The sequence below is a fragment of the Delftia sp. ASV31 genome, assembly GCF_016428765.1.
GTDB classification, from domain to species: domain Bacteria; phylum Pseudomonadota; class Gammaproteobacteria; order Burkholderiales; family Burkholderiaceae_C; genus Comamonas; species Comamonas acidovorans.
Genome location: NZ_JAELTK010000029.1, coordinates 23,548 through 40,372, shown reverse-complemented (window position 1 = coordinate 40,372; position 16,825 = coordinate 23,548). Strand labels below are relative to the sequence as shown.

The 16,825-nt window shown below is 65.3% G+C and carries 16 protein-coding genes; 13 read left to right on the top strand and 3 right to left on the bottom strand.

Annotated elements, in window-relative coordinates; translation table 11 throughout:
• The first annotated feature begins 17 nt into the window (after positions 1-17).
• The 11 genes from JHD82_RS12815 to JHD82_RS12765 all read left to right on the top strand — a co-directional run bounded on the left by JHD82_RS12815 (position 18) and on the right by JHD82_RS12765 (position 11,541).
• A complete protein-coding gene (locus tag JHD82_RS12815; protein WP_012206807.1) occupies positions 18-542 on the top strand; it encodes a phosphoribosyltransferase in 525 nt (174 codons plus the stop codon).
• A 287-nt stretch (positions 543-829) separates the two neighbouring features.
• The gene (locus tag JHD82_RS12810) at positions 830-1,957 is read left to right on the top strand and encodes a beta-propeller fold lactonase family protein (RefSeq protein ID WP_325100473.1); all 1,128 of its coding nucleotides are present in this window, start codon (positions 830-832) and stop codon (positions 1,955-1,957) included.
• Positions 1,957-2,775 carry a polysaccharide deacetylase family protein gene (locus JHD82_RS12805; protein WP_012206805.1) on the top strand — a complete coding sequence of 273 codons (819 nt, stop codon included), beginning with the start codon at positions 1,957-1,959 and terminating at the stop codon, positions 2,773-2,775. Before JHD82_RS12810 ends, JHD82_RS12805 begins: the two co-directional genes overlap by 1 nt.
• Before the next feature lie 39 nt (positions 2,776-2,814).
• Positions 2,815-3,795, top strand: coding sequence for a sterol desaturase family protein (locus tag JHD82_RS12800; RefSeq protein ID WP_199136820.1), 981 nt, complete (start codon positions 2,815-2,817; stop codon positions 3,793-3,795).
• A gap of 15 nt (positions 3,796-3,810) precedes the next feature.
• Entirely contained in the window at positions 3,811-4,710 is a 900-nt protein-coding gene (locus JHD82_RS12795; RefSeq protein WP_199136818.1) for an EI24 domain-containing protein, read from the top strand.
• Positions 4,707-5,525, top strand: a complete 819-nt coding sequence (locus tag JHD82_RS12790) for a molybdopterin-binding protein (protein ID WP_012206802.1) — start codon at positions 4,707-4,709, stop codon at positions 5,523-5,525. Before JHD82_RS12795 ends, JHD82_RS12790 begins: the two co-directional genes overlap by 4 nt.
• A gap of 236 nt (positions 5,526-5,761) precedes the next feature.
• Entirely contained in the window at positions 5,762-7,177 is a 1,416-nt protein-coding gene (gene glnA, locus JHD82_RS12785; RefSeq protein WP_012206801.1) for a type I glutamate--ammonia ligase, read from the top strand.
• A gap of 180 nt (positions 7,178-7,357) precedes the next feature.
• Positions 7,358-7,861: a hypothetical protein gene (locus JHD82_RS12780; RefSeq protein ID WP_013801180.1), complete on the top strand. Its 504-nt coding sequence runs from the start codon at positions 7,358-7,360 to the stop codon at positions 7,859-7,861.
• 30 nt (positions 7,862-7,891) lie between these two features.
• Positions 7,892-8,968, top strand: a complete 1,077-nt coding sequence (gene glnL, locus JHD82_RS12775; protein ID WP_012206799.1) for a nitrogen regulation protein NR(II) — start codon at positions 7,892-7,894, stop codon at positions 8,966-8,968.
• Positions 8,969-9,013: 45 nt separating this feature from the next.
• On the top strand, positions 9,014-10,585 hold the full coding sequence (ntrC, locus tag JHD82_RS12770) for a nitrogen regulation protein NR(I) (RefSeq protein ID WP_199136816.1): 1,572 nt from the start codon (positions 9,014-9,016) through the stop codon (positions 10,583-10,585).
• Positions 10,586-10,785: 200 nt separating this feature from the next.
• Positions 10,786-11,541, top strand: coding sequence for a hypothetical protein (locus JHD82_RS12765; protein WP_233174715.1), 756 nt, complete (start codon positions 10,786-10,788; stop codon positions 11,539-11,541).
• A 15-nt stretch (positions 11,542-11,556) separates the two neighbouring features.
• On the opposite strand, the gene xth is transcribed toward JHD82_RS12765, so the two are convergent.
• On the bottom strand, positions 11,557-12,333 hold the full coding sequence (xth, locus tag JHD82_RS12760) for an exodeoxyribonuclease III (RefSeq protein WP_065346008.1): 777 nt from the start codon (positions 12,331-12,333) through the stop codon (positions 11,557-11,559).
• A gap of 295 nt (positions 12,334-12,628) precedes the next feature.
• Here xth and JHD82_RS30385 point away from each other — a divergent pair, with 295 nt between their 5' ends.
• Both JHD82_RS30385 and JHD82_RS12750 read left to right on the top strand, forming a co-directional pair.
• Positions 12,629-13,720: a fimbrial protein gene (locus JHD82_RS30385; protein ID WP_199136814.1), complete on the top strand. Its 1,092-nt coding sequence runs from the start codon at positions 12,629-12,631 to the stop codon at positions 13,718-13,720.
• A 100-nt stretch (positions 13,721-13,820) separates the two neighbouring features.
• Positions 13,821-15,092 carry an amidohydrolase family protein gene (locus tag JHD82_RS12750; protein WP_199136812.1) on the top strand — a complete coding sequence of 424 codons (1,272 nt, stop codon included), beginning with the start codon at positions 13,821-13,823 and terminating at the stop codon, positions 15,090-15,092.
• 35 nt (positions 15,093-15,127) lie between these two features.
• Here the strand turns inward: JHD82_RS12750 and JHD82_RS12745 are convergent, their stop codons facing one another.
• Both JHD82_RS12745 and JHD82_RS12740 read right to left on the bottom strand, forming a co-directional pair.
• Positions 15,128-15,847: a Crp/Fnr family transcriptional regulator gene (locus tag JHD82_RS12745; RefSeq protein WP_013801399.1), complete on the bottom strand. Its 720-nt coding sequence runs from the start codon at positions 15,845-15,847 to the stop codon at positions 15,128-15,130.
• 51 nt (positions 15,848-15,898) lie between these two features.
• Entirely contained in the window at positions 15,899-16,810 is a 912-nt protein-coding gene (locus tag JHD82_RS12740) for a LysR family transcriptional regulator (protein ID WP_199136810.1), read from the bottom strand.
• Between the last annotated feature and the right edge of the window lie 15 nt (positions 16,811-16,825).

The window sequence follows — 16,825 nt, the reverse complement described above, 5'->3', positions numbered from 1 at the left end:
GAACCAGGAGCCATTCCATGCTGACGGAAGACGGTCAACACCTGTATGTGAGCTACGACGAATACCACGGACTGATCGAAAAGCTCGCGATCAAAGTGCACCAGTCCGGCTGGGAATTCGACACCATTCTCTGCCTGGCCCGTGGCGGCCTGCGTCCCGGTGACATGCTCAGCCGCATCTTCGACAAGCCGCTGGCCATCATGTCCACCAGCTCCTACCGCGCCGAAGCCGGCACGGTGCAGGGCCATCTGGACATCGCGCGCTTCATTACCACGCCCAAGGGCGAGATCGCCGGCCGCGTGCTGCTGGTCGATGATCTGGCCGATTCGGGCCACACGCTGAACGCCGTGATCGCCATGCTCAAGACCAACTACCCGCCGATCACCGAGCTGCGCAGCGCCGTGATCTGGACCAAGGGCCTGTCGGCCTTCACGCCCGACTACTCGGTGGACTACCTGCCGACCAACCCCTGGATCCACCAGCCCTTCGAGCACTACGACACCCTGCGTCCCGAAAAGCTCATGGAGAAGTGGAAGATCTGATCGCCACTGCGCCTTCGGGCGCATGCCAGCGAAGGGAGCCTGTCGGCTCCCTTTTTCTTTGTGGCGGGTATTTCCATGCGCCGTTGTCATGCCTTGATGCAAGTCATGGATTGGCGTGCTTGCCGCGATATCTCGGGCCAACGTCGCGCAAATGTCGGTTTTTTGCACAGCAGCAAAAGCCGATGCCCCAGAGCGTCCGAGGGGCTGATTGGCGCAGCTACACTGCGCAGATTCTCAGAAGGTGGTGCTTTGTGAAACGTCTTTCCGTCGGGCGCTTGAGCGCGGCTGTGGCTTTGGTTGTGGGCGGCGGTGCGCTGGCCTGGCTGGCTGTGGCATCCCTGCCCGGATCCAAATCGGCCCGCGCGGCCTCGGCCACGTCTGCTGCCGTGCAGGCGCAAGCCGCATCGGCCCAGGCGGCCGCCGTTCCTGCCGCGCCTTCCGTTCCCTCGGCTACGGCAGCTCCCGCGGCCCCGGTCGCGCGTGTCACGCCGCCACCGCAGACCCAGGGCCCCACGCCCATCTTTGTGCTCAACTCGCTTGATGCCAACATCAGCATCGTGGACCCGGTCACCTGGCAGGAGACGGCACGCATTCCCACGGGCAAGGAGCCGCATCACCTGTACCTCACGCCGGACGAGAAATCGCTGGTCGTGGCCAACGCGCTGGGCGACACCCTGACCCTGGTCGATCCGCGCACGGGCGAGGTGCAGCGCGTGATCCGCGACATCATCGACCCCTATCACCTGCGCTTCAGCCCGGACATGAAGTGGTTCGTCACGGCGGCCAACCGCCTCAACCACATCGACATCTATCGCTGGGATGGCCAGAACCCGCAGCTGGTCAAGCGCGTGCCCACGGGCAAGACGCCCAGCCATCTCTGGATCGATGCCAAGAGCACGACCATCTATTCCACCATGCAGGACAGCGATGCCCTGGTGGCCATCGACATCGCCACCCAGACCATCAAGGCCCGCGTGCCCACCGGCCCCATGCCGGCCGATCTCTATGGCAGCCCGGACGGCACCAAGCTGTTCATCGGCCTGACCGGCAGCGATGGCGTGGAAGTGTTCGACATCACCGGCCCCGAGCCGCGCAGCGTGGCCCGCATCAAGACAGCCGCTGGCGCCCACGCCATGCGCGCCGCCGGCGACGGCCGCCACCTGTATGTGAGCAACCGCGTGGCCAACACCATCAGCAAGATCGACATGCAGACCAACCAGGTCGTGGCCAACTACCCGGCACCGGGCGGCCCCGACTGCATGGACGTCTCCGCCGACGGCCGCTACCTGCTGGTCAGCTCGCGCTGGGCGCGCAAGCTGTCGGTGATCGACACCGTGGAAAAGAAGGTGGTCCAGCAGGTCAAGGTCGGCAAGTCGCCGCACGGCGTGTGGACGCTGGCCCACGCGCAACGCTGATGGACCGCCGTCTCTTTGCGCAATCGCTGGCCGGTGCGGCGGCTTTCGGCCTGCTGCGCCCCGCCTTGGCGGCGGGGCAGGGCACAGGCTGTGCCAAGACAGTGTATCTGACCTTCGACACGGGCCACATGGGCATTGCCGACCTGGTGGCCGATGTGCTCAAGCGCCATGCGGTGCCAGTGACGTTTTTCGCGGCCAACGAGCCCACCCAGCAAGGCGATGGCAGCCTGGGCGAGACCTGGGCGCCCTGGTGGCGCGCACGCGCGGCCGAAGGTCATGAGTTCGCCTCGCACACCTACGACCACATGTACTGGCGCGGTGATCTGCGCGCCTCGAAGAACGGGCCGGTCACGGGTTTTCGCGTGCGCCCCTCGGCAGGGCCTCGCGCCAACGAGACCTTCACGGTCGATGCGGCAGGCTATTGCGACGAGATCCGCCGATCCGCACAGCGGCTGCAGCAGATCACGGGGCGCAAGCCCCTGCCGCTGTTCCGGGCGCCCGGCGGCAAGACCTCGCCCGCGCTGCTGGATGCCGCGCGGCAGGGCGGCTACATGCATGTGGGCTGGGCCAGCGCGGGTTTTCTGGGCGATGAGCTGCCCAGCGACCGCTACCCGAATGCGCAGCTGCTGGCCCAGGCGCTCAAGAACATCCGCAGCGGAGACATCCTGCTGGCCCATCTGGGCATCTGGTCACGCAAGGACCCCTGGGCACCTGCCGTGCTGGAACCTTTGGTCACGGGCCTGCTCAAGCAGGGGTTCTGCTTCCGCACGCTGCGGGAGCATCCCGACTATCGGGATTGGGTAGCAAAATTCGCATAGTGTCCGCGCGCGCAGCGCGGCGGGCGATGGGAGCGTGGTGTGGACTGGTGGATTCAGTGGTTCGGTAATGCGCAGCAGCGCCTGTTCGAGGGCGTTGTCCAGCCCCTGCTGTTCGGCCTGGGGCAGGCCAGCCTGCTGGAGGACGCCTATGGCGCCACGGGCTGGCTGCTGGTGGGCCTGCTGCAGATCTTCATCATGGTGGCGGTGATCGCGCCGCTGCAGTACTGGCGGCCCGTCGAGCCCGTTACCGACCGGCGCGCCATCCATGTGGACATCATCTACACCGTGGTCCACCGGCTGGGCCTGTTCAGGCTGGCGCTGTTCTTCACGCTGGACCCGCTGTGGGACGAGCTCATGGGCCGCCTGCATGTCTGGGGCCTGCCGAGCTTTCACCTGGATGGTGTCTGGCCCGGCGTCACCGACCTGGCCTGGGTCAGCCTGATCATCTACCTGCTGGCCTTCGACTTCCTGGACTACTGGATACACCGCGGCCAGCACAGCATCGGCTGGTGGTGGAAGCTGCATGCGCTGCACCACTCGCAGCGCCAGATGACGGTGTGGAGCGACAACCGCAACCACCTGCTCGACGATGTGATCCGCGACACCATCATCGTGCTCGTGGCCCAGCTCATCGGCGTGGCGCCGGGCCAGTTCGTGGCCATCGTGGCCTTCACCCAGCTCAGCGAGAGCTTCCAGCACGCCAACCTGCGCGTCTGGTTCGGCACCGTCGGCGAGCGGCTGTGGATCAGCCCCCGTTTTCACCGCCGCCACCACGCCATCGGCATAGGCCATGAGCCCATGGCGCCCGTGCGCAACAAGAAGGCGCACGGCAACAACTTCGGCGTGCTCCTGCCCTGGTGGGACATGCTGTTCGGCACCGCCAACTTCGAGCTGCGCTTCGATCCCACCGGCGTGCGCGACCAGGTCCAGCCCAATGCCCAGGGCCAGCTGCGCGACTACGGCCAGGGCTTTTGGGCCCAGCAATGGCGTGGGTTCCTAAGGTTGATGGGTCGCGCTTGAGGCTGGGCTCGGGGTATGCTTGTCGGCATGGGCTTGCTACTCGATTCCTTCTGGCGTGCGACGGCGTATTGCCTGCATAAGCGGGTGATTGCATGGTCGCTGTTTCCCTTGCTGTTCATGGCCATCACGGCCTGGCTGCTGGGCTATTTCTTCTGGGCCGATGCCGTCGTCTGGACGGAAGGGGTCCTGCAGGGCGTGGGCTGGCTGCACACCGTCTGGTCCTGGATGGGCGTGCAATCGCTGCCCGAGCTGGTGGCGCCGGTACTGGTCGTGCTCTCGGTCACGCCGGTGCTGGTCGTGGTCTCGCTGCTGCTGGTGGCGCTGTTCATGACGCCGGCCCTGGTCGAGCTGGTGGCCCAGCGGCGTTTTCCCGCGCTGGAGCGCAGGCAGGGCGCCACCCTGGTCGGCAGCCTGGTGTGGTCCGCAGGCTCTTCGCTGATTGCCTTGATCGCGCTGCTCGTGTCGGTGCCGCTGTGGTTCGTGCCGCCCCTGGTGGTGGTGATCCCGCCGCTGATCTGGGGCTGGCTGACCTACCGCGTCATGGCCTTTGACGCGCTCTCTGCCCACGCCAGCAAGCCCGAGCGCCGCAGCCTGTTCCTGCGCCACCGCCTGGCGCTGATGCTCATGGGCGTGGTCTGCGGCTATCTGGGCGCGGCGCCGGCCATTGTCTGGGCCTCCGGCGTGGTCTTCATCGCGGCCTTCTGGATACTGATTCCGGTGGCCATCTGGATCTATGCGCTGATCTTCGCTTTCTCCTCGCTGTGGTTTGCCCACTTCTGCCTGGCCGCGCTGCAGCGCATGCGCGAGGAGGAACCGGCGCTGCCCGACACCCCCATCGTGCCCTACGCTCCCGACGCGCCGCTCGGAGCCGGCGCGGCCTCTCCCCCCTCCACCCCGCAAGAAAAGACCTCATGACCCTTCAAGTAGGCGCACTCATCATCGGAGACGAAATCCTGTCGGGCAAGCGTGCCGACAAGCACCTTCCCAAGCTGATCGAGCTGCTGGGCGCGCGTGGCCTGTCCCTGGCCCATGCCGAGTACGTGGGCGATGACAGGGCGCGCATCACCGACGCCCTGCGCCGCGCCTTCGCATCGCAGGCCGTGGTCTTCAGCTTTGGCGGCATAGGCGCCACCCCCGACGACCACACGCGCCAATGCGCGGCTGAGGCCCTGGGCGTGCCGCTGGCACTGCACCCGGAAGCCGTGGCCCTGATCCGCGAGCGCATGCGCGATGTGGCCACCGAAGAAGGCAAGCCCTACGAACCCCAGCGCGCCGACAACCTGCACCGGCTGCAGATGGGCAACTTCCCCGAAGGCGCGCGCATCATCCCCAACGTCTACAACAAGATCCCGGGCTTTTCCTGCTCGGGCGCAGCGGGCACCGTGCACTTCGTGCCCGGTTTCCCTGTCATGGCCTGGCCCATGGTCGAGTGGGTGCTGGAGCAGCGGTACGCCAAGCATTTCCACAGTACGGTGCAGCGGGAGCATTCGGTCATCGTCTACGGCGGCATGGAGGCCACGTTGACGCCGTTGATGGTGGCCATAGAGCGCGACCACCCGGGCGTCAAGGTGTTCAGCCTGCCCAGCGTGGATGATTCCAAGCACGGCCGGCACATAGAACTTGGTGTCAAGGGCGAAGCTGGTGCCGTCACCAAGGCCTGGCCCACGCTGCTGGAAGGTTTGCACTCATTTGGTGCAAGTCTTGGCCCTGAATTGGTGCGCAATATCTGATTTACGGGCCGGTTCCTGAATCTGCACCGATTTGGTGAAGATGCCGGGCGGTGGATCGAATGCCGACAGAGGCTTCAATGTCATCCACAAGCCCTTCCCAAGGCGGCAGAATCACGGGGCTGGCGCGCCAAGCAGGTGCCAGTCTGCAGGCATGCACTCAATGGATGCAGCCTGGCACGCAAACTGCTTAAGAGTATTTATCTTTTTTGATCAGCCAGATTGGCAGGAGAGATCTGATGGCAAAGACCGTTGCAGACGTGTTGAACATGGTGAAGGAGAACGAGGTCAAATTCGTGGACCTTCGTTTTACGGACACCCGTGGCAAGGAGCAGCACGTCACGGTGCCGGTGTCGCACTTCGACGAAGACAAGTTCACCTCGGGCCACGCCTTCGACGGCTCGTCGGTGGCAGGCTGGAAGGGCATTGAAGCATCTGACATGCAGCTGATGCCCGATCCCGCTACCGCGAACATCGACCCCTTCTTTGAAGAGACCACGCTGTTCCTGCAGTGCGATGTGATCGAACCCGGTGATGGCAAGGCCTACGACCGCGATCCCCGCTCCGTGGCCAAGCGCGCCGAAGCCTATCTGAAGGCATCGGGCCTGGGCGACACCGCCTACTTCGGACCCGAACCCGAATTCTTCATCTTCGACGGCGTGCGCTGGAACACCGAACCCGGCAGCACCTTCTACGAAATCGAAGAGTACGAAGCACCCTGGAATTCGGGCGCCAAGTTCGAATCCGGCAACCGCGGCCATCGTCCGCGCAACAAGGGCGGCTACTTCCCCGTGCCCCCCGTGGACAGCACCCAGGATCTGCGCGCCGAAATGGTGCTGCTGCTCGAACAGCTGGGCATTCCCGTCGAAGTGTTCCACCACGAAGTGGCAGGCGCCGGCCAGAACGAGATCGGCACCCGCTTCAGCACCCTGGTGGAACGCGCCGACTGGACACAGGTCATGAAGTACGTGATCTGGAACGTGGCCAACACCTACGGCAAGACCGCCACCTTCATGCCCAAGCCCTATCCGGGCGACAACGGCTCGGGCATGCACGTGCACCAGTCCGTCTGGAAGGATGGCAAGAACCTGTTCGCAGGTGACGGCTACGCCGGCCTGTCCGACTTCGCGCTGTACTACATCGGCGGCATCATCAAGCACGCCCGTGCCCTGAACGCCATCACCAACCCCGGCACCAACAGCTACAAGCGCCTGGTGCCCGGCTTCGAGGCTCCGGTCAAGCTGGCCTACTCGGCCAAGAACCGCTCGGCATCGATCCGCATCCCCTACGTGGCCAACCCCAAGGGCCGCCGCGTCGAGGCACGCTTCCCCGATCCGCTGATGAACCCCTACCTGGGCTTCTCGGCCCTGCTGATGGCAGGTCTGGACGGCGTGGAAAACAAGATCCATCCCGGCGAAGCCGCGACCAAGGATCTGTACCACCTGCCCCCGGAAGAGGACAAGCTGGTGCCCACGGTCTGCCACAGCCTGGACCAGGCCCTGGAAGCGCTGGACGCGGACCGCTCGTTCCTGACCAAGGGCGGCGTGTTCTCGGACAGCATGCTCGATGCCTACATCGAGCTGAAGATGGGCGAAGTGACCCGTTACCGTCAGGCCGTGCATCCGGTCGAGTACGACATGTACTTCTCGCTGTAAGGCGAGTCGGCAAAAAGGCGGCGCAAGCCGCCTTTTTTGCTTTCGGCCAGGACCTGGGTATGCTGGGCGCGGAACCAAAAGGGGTTGGCCCGCTCAAGAAATGACGTCCAGCCCGGAAGATGGAGCGATACTTGCCCGGATAAGCCGGGCCCTTCCGATCTGGCTACCCGAGGGAATGGAATGAAGAAACTGTTTGTGTCACTGCTGCTGCCCCTGCTGTCGGTGGGAGCCTGGTCCCAGGACGTGATCTACCGCTGCGGCAACGAGTACACCAACAACGTCAGCCAGGCCAAGGCCAAGGACTGCAAGCCGGTGGATGGCGGGCATGTGACGGTGATCCATGGCGGCAGCAAGCCGGCGGCCTCGGGCGGCAGCCAGGCACCGCGCACCTCCGCCGCTCCGGCCGCAGGATCGCCCGCTCCGGCCAAGGTCAACAGCAGCGCCCAGAAGGCCCGCGACTCCGACGCGCGGACCATTCTGGAAAGCGAGCTGGCCCGCGCCCAGGAGAAGCTGACACAGCTGCGTCAGGAGTACAACGATGGCAATCCCCAGCGCACCGCATTGGAGTTGCGCAATCCCCAGGGCTATCTGGAACGTGTCGAGCAGCTCAAGAGCAGCATCTCGCGGCAGGAAGGCGATGTCGCCGGCATCCGCCGTGAGCTGGATCGACTTCCCAAGAACTGACGGGCCCGCGCGGCCCACCGGAGCCCGGCCATGATCCAGGACGACCGGCCGGCGCCCCCGGCCTCCTATCAAGCGCTTGACCTGCTGTGCACGCTGATGACCGTGCTCGACGAGCAGGGTGCCGTGCTTTTCGCCAACGCTGCCCTTGAAAACGCACTGGGCCTGTCGCGCCGCATGCTCGAAGGCAGCGAGCTGGCGGCCTGCTTCACCGAGCCGGCCTTGCTGGACAAGGCCTTGCGTGGCGCCCAGGACAACGACTTCGCGGCCCTGCGCTTCGAGGCCAGCCTGCACCGCGTGGGCGGCGATGCGCTGCCCGTGCACGTCACGGTCTCGCTGGCCGAGCGGCCCGGCCATGTGCTGGTCGAGTTCTGGCCGCTGGAGCAGCAGGCCCGCCAGGACCGCGAGGAGCGGCTGCGCGAGCAGGCCCAGGCACACAAGGAGCTGATCCGCAACCTGGCCCACGAGATCAAGAACCCGCTGGGCGGCATCCGTGGCGCAGCCCAGCTGCTGCAGATGGATCTGGACGCACCCGAGCTGCGCGAGTACACCGAAGTCATCATCCACGAGGCCGACCGGCTGCAGGCGCTGGTGGATCGGCTGCTGGCGCCGCACCGCCATCCGCATGAGGTCGGTGACGTCAACATCCACGAAGTCTGCGAGCGCGTGCGCTCGCTGGTGCTGGTCGAGCACCCTGCCGGGCTGACCATCACGCGCGACTACGACATCTCCATCCCGGAGTTCCGGGGCGACAGCGCCCAGCTGATCCAGGCCGTGCTCAACATCGTCCAGAACGCGGCGCAGGCGCTGCAGGAGCGCATTGCGGCTGGTGATGCCGAGATCATTTTGCGAACGCGCGTGGCCCGGCAGGTAACTTTTGGTCGCCAGCGCTATCGGTTGGCATTGGAATTGCATGTGATCGACAACGGGCCAGGCGTTCCCGATGCCATCAAGGAGCGGATCTTCTATCCGCTGGTATCGGGAAGGGATGGCGGTTCGGGACTGGGGCTGACGCTGGCGCAGACCTTCGTGCAGCGCCACCAGGGGCTGATCGAATGTGAAAGCCAGCCGGGACGCACGGATTTCCGCATCCTCATTCCCCTGCCTTGAGGCCCACGGAAGTCAACACTGCAACAAGGGAAGGATGCACCACCAATGAAACCGATCTGGATCGTGGATGATGACCCTTCCATCCGCTTCGTGCTGGAAAAGGCACTGGGCCGGGAAGGCTGGGCAACGCGCAGCTTCATCCAGGCGCGCGATGTGCTCACGGCACTGTCCGATGTCGATGCCGGCGACCCGGCGCGCCAGCCACCCCAGGTGCTGGTGAGCGACATCCGCATGCCCGGCGGCTCGGGGCTGGAGCTGCTCGAGCAGATCCGTGCCCAGCAGCCGGGCCTGCCCGTCATCATCATGACCGCGTACTCCGACCTGGACAGTGCCGTCTCGGCCTTCCAGCGCGGAGCCTTCGAATACCTGCCCAAACCCTTCGACCTGCCCAAGGCCGTGGAACTCATCCGGCGCGCCGTCGAGGAAAGCCTGCGCGAGGACGTGGCCGAGGCCCAGGCCCCGCTGCAGGCCGAGATGCTGGGCCAGGCGCCTGCCATGCAGGACGTGTTCCGCGCCATCGGCCGGCTCAGCCAGAGCCAGGTCACGGTGCTGATCACCGGCGAGTCGGGCTCGGGCAAGGAGCTGGTGGCGCGCGCGCTGCACAAGCACTCGCCCGTGGCGGGCGGCCCCTTCGTGGCCATCAACACCGCCGCCATCCCCAAGGACCTGCTGGAGTCCGAACTGTTCGGCCACGAGCGCGGCGCCTTCACTGGCGCCCAGACGCAACGGCGCGGACGCTTCGAGCAGGCCGAGGGCGGCACGCTCTTTCTCGATGAAATCGGCGACATGCCCTTCGACCTGCAGACGCGCCTGCTGCGTGTGCTGTCGGATGGGCACTTCTACCGCGTGGGCGGCCACCAGGCCGTCAAGGCCCATGTGCGCGTCATCGCCGCCACCCACCAGGACCTGGAGCAGCGCGTGCGCAACGGCGGCTTCCGCGAGGATCTGTTCCACCGCCTCAACGTCATCCGCCTGCGCCTGCCCGCGCTGCGCGAGCGCAATGAAGACGTGCCCATGCTGGCTCGCCACTTCCTGCAGCAAAGCGCGCGGCAACTGGGCGTGGAGCCCAAGCGCATGGGGGTCGATGCCATGCAGCGGCTGCAGACCTTCGCCTTCCCCGGCAACGTGCGACAGCTGGAGAACATCTGCCACTGGCTGACCGTCATGGCTCCTGCCCAGGTCATCTCGGTCAAGGACCTGCCCCCCGAGGTGCTGGGCGAAGCCGCCCCGCCCGTGGGCGGTGGCAACGGCAGCGTGCCTGCACCGGCCACGCTGCCGCATGCGCCGGCACCGCTGGCGGAAGAGGGCCTTGGCCGACTGGCCGTGCCCGTGTCCGCGCTGGCCCCGCCGCATGACACCGCCCTGGCCGCATCCGACCTGGACTGGGTCCATCTGCTGGGGCAGCAGGCGCGCCAGCTGCTGGAGCACACCCACGCCCAGGGGCATGGTGAAGTCTGGGACCAGCTGTCCCGCCGCTTCGAGGCGCAGTTGATCCGCTCGGCTCTGGCCGTCACCCACGGCCGCCGGGTCGAGGCCGCCCAGCGCCTGGGCATTGGCCGCAACACCATCACCCGCAAGCTCCAGGAGCTGGGCATGGACGAGGACGCCTTCGAGTAAGGCAAGCCGGCGGGCGGCCGGGCCCTTGCCTTGGCAAGGGTCCGGCTCCTACAGGCCGGCGCCCGGGGTGCTGACGGTCCGGGCCGCCCGGGCTTGGGACAATGGAGTCCTCTTCGCTGGAACGGCCTACGTCCCGACCTATCGTGCCCACAGTCCTCTCCAATCTCTGGCAAAAAGCCAAGCCCGCTCGTCCGGGCCTGATGTACCCATCGACACCGCGCACGCTTGGCGAGCCGGTCGATGCGTACTGGCATGACCGCTACTTCCTGGAGCCTTACTTCGTTGCGGGGCGTGGTTACGACCAATACCGTCCCGCCTACGCACTGGGCTGGAAAGCGTCACTTGAACCCGAGCACGCGCAGCAGGATTTCGACGATGTCGAATTCGAGCTTGAAGAGCGCTGGGAGCAGGTTCGGGGCAGCAGCCTGCTGCGCTGGAGCCAGGTACGCGAGGCCGTGGAGGCCTCATGGTTGCAGGCGCGCCAGCGCACGCCCACACAGCCAGTGGCCACCACGCTGGAATTGCAGAGCACGGCCCTGCTCAATGCCGTGCTGGCCCTGGGCCGCCAGGCCCATGCACGCCTGGGTGAATGCATGGATCCCATGCCCCAGGGGCTGATCGGACAGGTGCTGGCGCGGCACTTCAATGCCAGCCAGATCCTGGTCGAAGACCTGGAACGTGCCATCGGCTCCAGCGGCGGCGTGGTCCTGCCCGTGCGCGACAGCCGTGCCGCACTGCGTCGCAACGCCTTCTGGGACGGGCTGCTGGGCAGGGAAGAGGGCGCGGACTACGTGCTGGACCAGGCCGAGTCCTGCCAGCAGCAATGGCTGAGCGCCTATGAGGCTGCCGAGCAGGTACGTCTGCCCAGGGCGCTCAGCGAGATTCTTCACCGCCAGTCCCTGATGCTGCGCGGCCATATCGAGGCCATCCACTGGCTGCGCCGGTACATGCTGTAGCCGGCTGGCTGGAATTCAGCCCAAGGTCACGACCACGGGCGCATGGTCGCTGGGCTGCGGGTTCTTGCGCGGCGCACGGTCCACGCTGCAGGCAGTGACGCTGGGGCGCAACGCCTCACTGACCAGGATGTGGTCGATGCGCAGGCCCCGGTTCTTCTGGAAACCCAGCATCCGGTAGTCCCACCACGAATAGCTTTTCTCGGGCTGGTCGAACATGCGGAAGGCATCGGTCAGGCCCAGCTGCAGCAGCGCCTGGAAATGCGTGCGCTCTTCCACCGTGTGGTGGATCGTGTCCTTCAGGCCGATGGGATCGTAGGAGTCGCGGTCCTCGGGCGCCACGTTGAAGTCGCCCACCAGCACCAGGCGCGGGTGGGTCGCCATTTCGCTTTTCACCCAGTCCTGCAGCGCCTGCAGCCAGCGCATCTTGTAGGCGAACTTGTCGGTGCCGGGCGCCTGCCCATTGACGAAGTAGCCATTGATCAGGCGCACCGGGCCGCCTTCGGCATCGAGGGTGGCGGCAATGATGCGGGCCTGCTCGTCATCCAGGCCCGGAATATTGCGCACCACGTCGCGCACCGGCGTGCGCGTCAGCCAGGCCACGCCGTTGTAGGTCTTCTGTCCATGGCTGACCGCGTGGTAGCCGGCCTCCTGCAGCGCCTGCAGCGGAAACTTGTCGTCGGTGAGCTTGAGTTCCTGCAGCGCCAGCGCATCGACAGGGTTGGCCTGCAGCCAGGCCAGCACCTGCGGCAGGCGCACGGACAGGGAGTTGACGTTCCAGGTGGCGATTTGCATAAATAAATCCAATTAAATCAAATGATTGCGTGATTTTTCGATGGTTGCTCTTGTGGCGGTTGCCAGCCTGTTCACCCGAAAAATCATGCCCTTGCCGCAGCAGTCAGCCCCTATTTTGATGCGCGATTGCGCTTGGGTGTTTTTCAGGCGATTCGGCAGCGCGGCTGTCGGCCCTGGCTTCGGCCAGCGTATCGGCATGCGGGGCCGTTGACGTGATGGGGCCTGCCTCGCCACGACCTTCATGGCACCGGGCAGACCTTGAATCAGATTGATCTGATTTCATCTCGGATGAAAGGTGTCTACGATTGAAAATTTACCAAGGAAATGCGGCCTTGGAATTTTTTATTATCCGGGGGTATTCAAAATGCATATATTCATAGGTGCTTTTTGCAGAATAAACAAGGCTGTCATGATATTTATTTTGGCAATGATGGCCACCTCCGCATGGTCTGCATGCGCAATTGTAGATACAAGTGATGGGTCAGGCTATTACAAGTATGTGTTCAGCAATTTCAATCCTCCAGAATTCAATCCCACTGTGGCCAAGAACACGGTGATTTACTCAAAAACCGCTATAGCGGTACTGAGTAATGGGGTTGGCGATAGACTGATGCGTTGTAGTCCAGCGGTCAAGGGCTATAGTTTGGGTAAATCTACACCAGTCAATAATATATACCCGACGACAGTCGAGGGTATTGGAATGAGGGTTTCGACTGTAAATGGTGCTGCGCCTGTAAGTACTTCGGAGCATTCCAATCACCCCGGATCTTTTGCATATCAATATGCCATTGTCACAGTTGAGTTGATCAAGACCGCAGATGGCGATATCACTGCAGGTGGCGTGCTGGACAGCGATTTCCTGTACGAACGCGCGACTGATGCATTTGGCCAGCTTCTCGCTCAATACAGCTTTTCCTCGCCCGTCGTCCTCCGGCCCAAGGTGCCCACCTGTACCCCACAGGCGCCGGAGCCCGTGCGCATGGCCCAGACTGTCACTCAAAAACTCACCTCAATCGGCTCAACCGGTGCTCCCCGCTCCTTCCTCATCTCGTTGTTGTGCAAGGGCGGCATCCCAGGTTCGTTGACCAACGCCTATGTCACGCTGACGGATGTGGCAAATCCTGGAAATATCGGCAATGCTCTGACCCTGTCGAAAACCTCGGTGGCAAAAGGTGTGGGTGTGCAGATCCGCAAGGATGACCAGATACTGGGCTTTGGCCCGGACTCCAATGCCGCCGGCAACAGGAATCAATGGTTTGCAGGGGCTGTTGCCTACGGGCAGGAGCGGTTGGATATCCCGCTGACGGCGCGCTATGTCAAGACCGAAGAGAACGTGACCATAGGCAGTGCCAATGCGGCGGCGACCTTCACCATCAGCTACCAGTAGTTCCCCCTGATCCCTTGCGCTTTCGGTCTGACCGCTGGCAGGCCATTCAGCGTGGTCAGGCAAGTCTGCGGGTGCGCGGCCATGCCCGCAGAATACGCAGATGCTTGATCTACTCGTCATTCACGCCACGCTGCCCGACGGCCGCCAGGACATGTCCATCGCCGTGCAGGGCGGGCGCATCGTCGAGGTCGCGGCCGGTCTTTCGGCGCCCGCCCATCAGGTCATCGATGCACAGCACCAGCTGGTGTCGCCGCCCTTCGTCGATCCGCATTTCCACATGGATGCCACGCTGAGCCACGGCCTGCCGCGCGTCAACCGCAGCGGCACGCTGCTGGAGGGCATAGCGCTGTGGGGCGAGCTCAAGCCGCTGCTCACGGCCGAGGCGCTGATCTCGCGCGCGCTGGAGTATTGCGACTGGGCGGCGGCCAAGGGGCTGCAGGCCATCCGCAGCCATGTGGATACCAGCGATGCCCGCCTGCTGGCCGTCGATGCGTTGCTGGAGGTCAAGCGCCAGGTGGCTCCCTATATCGACCTGCAGCTGGTGGCGTTTCCGCAGGACGGCGTGCTGCGCTCGCCCGGCGGCGTCGCCAACCTGCGGCGGGCGCTGGACAAGGGCGTGGACGTGGTGGGCGGCATTCCCCACTTCGAGCGCACCATGGCCGAGGGTGCCGACAGCGTCAGGCTGCTGTGCGAGCTGGCGGCCGAGCGCGGCCTGCTGGTGGACATGCACTGCGACGAGTCCGACGACCCGCTGTCGCGCCACATCGAAACCCTGGCCTTCGAGGCGCAGCGCCTGGGCCTGCAGGGCCGCGTGACGGGCTCGCACTGCACCTCCATGCACAGCATGGACAACTACTACGTGAGCAAGCTGCTGCCGCTGATCGCCGAAAGCGGCGTGGCCGTGATTGCCAATCCGCTGATCAACATCACGCTGCAGGGCCGCCAGGACAGCTATCCCAAGCGCCGCGGCATGACGCGCGTGCCCGAGCTGCTGGCCGCAGGCGTCAACGTGGCCTTCGGCCATGACTGCGTGATGGACCCGTGGTACGGCATGGGCTCGGGCGACATGCTGGAGGTCGCCCACATGGGCCTGCATGTGGCGCAGATGACCAGCCAGGACGGCATGCGCGACTGCTTCGACGCCGTGACCACGCGCGCGGCGCGTGCGATGCATCTGGACGGCTATGGCATGGAGGCCGGCTGCGATGCCAGCTTCGTGCTGCTGCAGGCGCGCGATGCGGCCGAGGCGATACGGCTGCGCGCCACGCGCCTGAAGGTGTTCCGCAAGGGCCGGTTGCTGGCCGAGGCGCCTGCTGCAACGGCTGCGCTGCATCTGCCGGGCCGCCCGGCAAGAATCGACTGGCGGCGCTGAACCGGCGCTGAACCGCCGGCGCGCTGGCGCCGGCCTCAGGCGCCGGCCAGGCTGGCCTCGCGCACGATGGTCTGCAGGGCCACCAGGTCCCTGACCACCAGGCCCTGGGCTTCCACGCGAATGCAGTTGTCGCGCTCCATGCGCTTGAGTTCCTGGTTCACGCGCTGGCGCGAGGCGCCCAGCAACTGGGCCAGCTCCTCCTGCACCAGTTGCAGGCCTATGCGCAGCTCGCGCGGGTCGTCCAGCACCTGTGTGCCGTAGCTGCGCGACAGGTGCAGCAACTGCTTGGCCAGGCGTGCGCGCAGGGGCAGGGTGTTGAGGTCTTCCACCAGCCCGTAGGTCTGGCGTATGCGGTGGGCCTGCAGGCGCAGCAGGGCGTCGTAGAACTCCACATGCGTGGCCAGGATGGCGTGAAAGCTCTCCTTGTCCACGCACAGCAGCGTGGTGTCGCCGTGGGCATAGGCATCGCGCGTGCGGGGCTCGTCAAGAAAGGTGGACATGGCACCGAACCAGGCACCCGGCTCCACATAGGCCAGCGTGGTCTGCCGACCCGACAGGCTGGTCGAGCTCATGCGCACGGCGCCCTGCGCACAGGCATACCACCTGTGCGGCACATCGCCGCGTGCATAGATCAGTGCCCCGTCCTTGAGCCGCCGGACCGTGGTCTGGCGCAGGATGTCATGGCGCAGCGAGGGCGAAAGGCTGCAGAACCACTGGCCGGAATTGATGGCCTCGCGCTCGGCGGGGGTGAGCATGGGCTCGTGGGTACTCGTTTGCAAACCGCTTGTCTCCAATCGGCCGCAATTTTAGGGCGTGCAGGCCTGCGGATAGGCGTGCAATTGCTCGCGCAGCAACTGCACGAAGCAGTCAGCCCTTTCGGTGGGCGCGTATTGGGGCGGCAGGGCCAGCACCACCTCCACCGCACAGGCTGGAAGCAGTGGCAGCACACGCAGGTCGCGTGCGAACACCGAGGCCACGTAGGGGTTGACCACGCCCAGCCCCAGCCCCTGTGCGGCCAGGCTGCAGATGGTGGAGGAGTAGGTGGTCTCCATGGTGGAGCCGGCTTCTATTCCGTGTTCCTGCATGGTGTGGCGCAGTTGCAGGCAGATATCGTCATCGGCGTTGAGGGTCAGCAGCAACTGGCCCTGCAGATCGCGCACATGCAGCCGCGTGCGCGTGGCCAGCGCATGGTCCGGGTGCATGACGCAGACGGCGCGGCTGCGGTGCAGCACGGTGGCGTCCAGCTCGGGCGTGCTCAGCGCCATGGTGCTGACCACCAGGTCGAAGTGGCCATGCAGCAGGCCCTCGCGCAAGGGCGTGGAGCCCAGGGTCTGCAGGCTGATGTGGGTGCCCGGGTAGCGCTGCGCGAAGCTGCGCACCACGGCCGGGATCACGCTCAGGCCCAGGGCCGGCGTGCAGCCTATGCGCAGCGTGCCGGCGCCGGACTGGCGCAGTGCGGCCAGGTCGCGCTCTATGCGCTCGCGCCCCAGGAAATGCTGCTGCACGGTGGCGAACAGTTCCACGGCCTCGGCCGTGGGGCGCAGCCGGCCCTTGTGCATGTCGAACAGCTTGAGCCCTGCGGCCGCCTGCATCTGGGCCAGCAGCCGGCTGACCGAAGGCTGCGTGGTGTGCAGCAGCCGCGCGGCGGCCGTGGTGGTGCCGGTCTGCATGACGGCACGGAAGGCTTCGATCTCTCGGGAGCTCAGGGGTCTGGACATGGCGATTCGGTCCTG

What these genes read in the sequence shown, in the direction of transcription:
- JHD82_RS12815 (WP_012206807.1), top strand. Translation starts at nt 18, where the DNA reads ATGCTGACGGAAGACGGTCAACACCTGTATGTGAGCTACGACGAATAC.
- JHD82_RS12805 (WP_012206805.1), top strand. Translation starts at nt 1,957, where the DNA reads ATGGACCGCCGTCTCTTTGCGCAATCGCTGGCCGGTGCGGCGGCTTTC.
- JHD82_RS12795 (WP_199136818.1), top strand. Translation starts at nt 3,811, where the DNA reads ATGCTTGTCGGCATGGGCTTGCTACTCGATTCCTTCTGGCGTGCGACG.
- JHD82_RS12790 (WP_012206802.1), top strand. Translation starts at nt 4,707, where the DNA reads ATGACCCTTCAAGTAGGCGCACTCATCATCGGAGACGAAATCCTGTCG.
- glnA (WP_012206801.1), top strand. Translation starts at nt 5,762, where the DNA reads ATGGCAAAGACCGTTGCAGACGTGTTGAACATGGTGAAGGAGAACGAG.
- JHD82_RS12780 (WP_013801180.1), top strand. Translation starts at nt 7,358, where the DNA reads ATGAAGAAACTGTTTGTGTCACTGCTGCTGCCCCTGCTGTCGGTGGGA.
- glnL (WP_012206799.1), top strand. Translation starts at nt 7,892, where the DNA reads ATGATCCAGGACGACCGGCCGGCGCCCCCGGCCTCCTATCAAGCGCTT.
- ntrC (WP_199136816.1), top strand. Translation starts at nt 9,014, where the DNA reads ATGAAACCGATCTGGATCGTGGATGATGACCCTTCCATCCGCTTCGTG.
- JHD82_RS12765 (WP_233174715.1), top strand. Translation starts at nt 10,786, where the DNA reads ATGTACCCATCGACACCGCGCACGCTTGGCGAGCCGGTCGATGCGTAC.
- xth (WP_065346008.1), bottom strand. Translation starts at nt 12,333, where the DNA reads ATGCAAATCGCCACCTGGAACGTCAACTCCCTGTCCGTGCGCCTGCCG.
- JHD82_RS12750 (WP_199136812.1), top strand. Translation starts at nt 13,821, where the DNA reads ATGCTTGATCTACTCGTCATTCACGCCACGCTGCCCGACGGCCGCCAG.
- JHD82_RS12745 (WP_013801399.1), bottom strand. Translation starts at nt 15,847, where the DNA reads ATGCTCACCCCCGCCGAGCGCGAGGCCATCAATTCCGGCCAGTGGTTC.
- JHD82_RS12740 (WP_199136810.1), bottom strand. Translation starts at nt 16,810, where the DNA reads ATGTCCAGACCCCTGAGCTCCCGAGAGATCGAAGCCTTCCGTGCCGTC.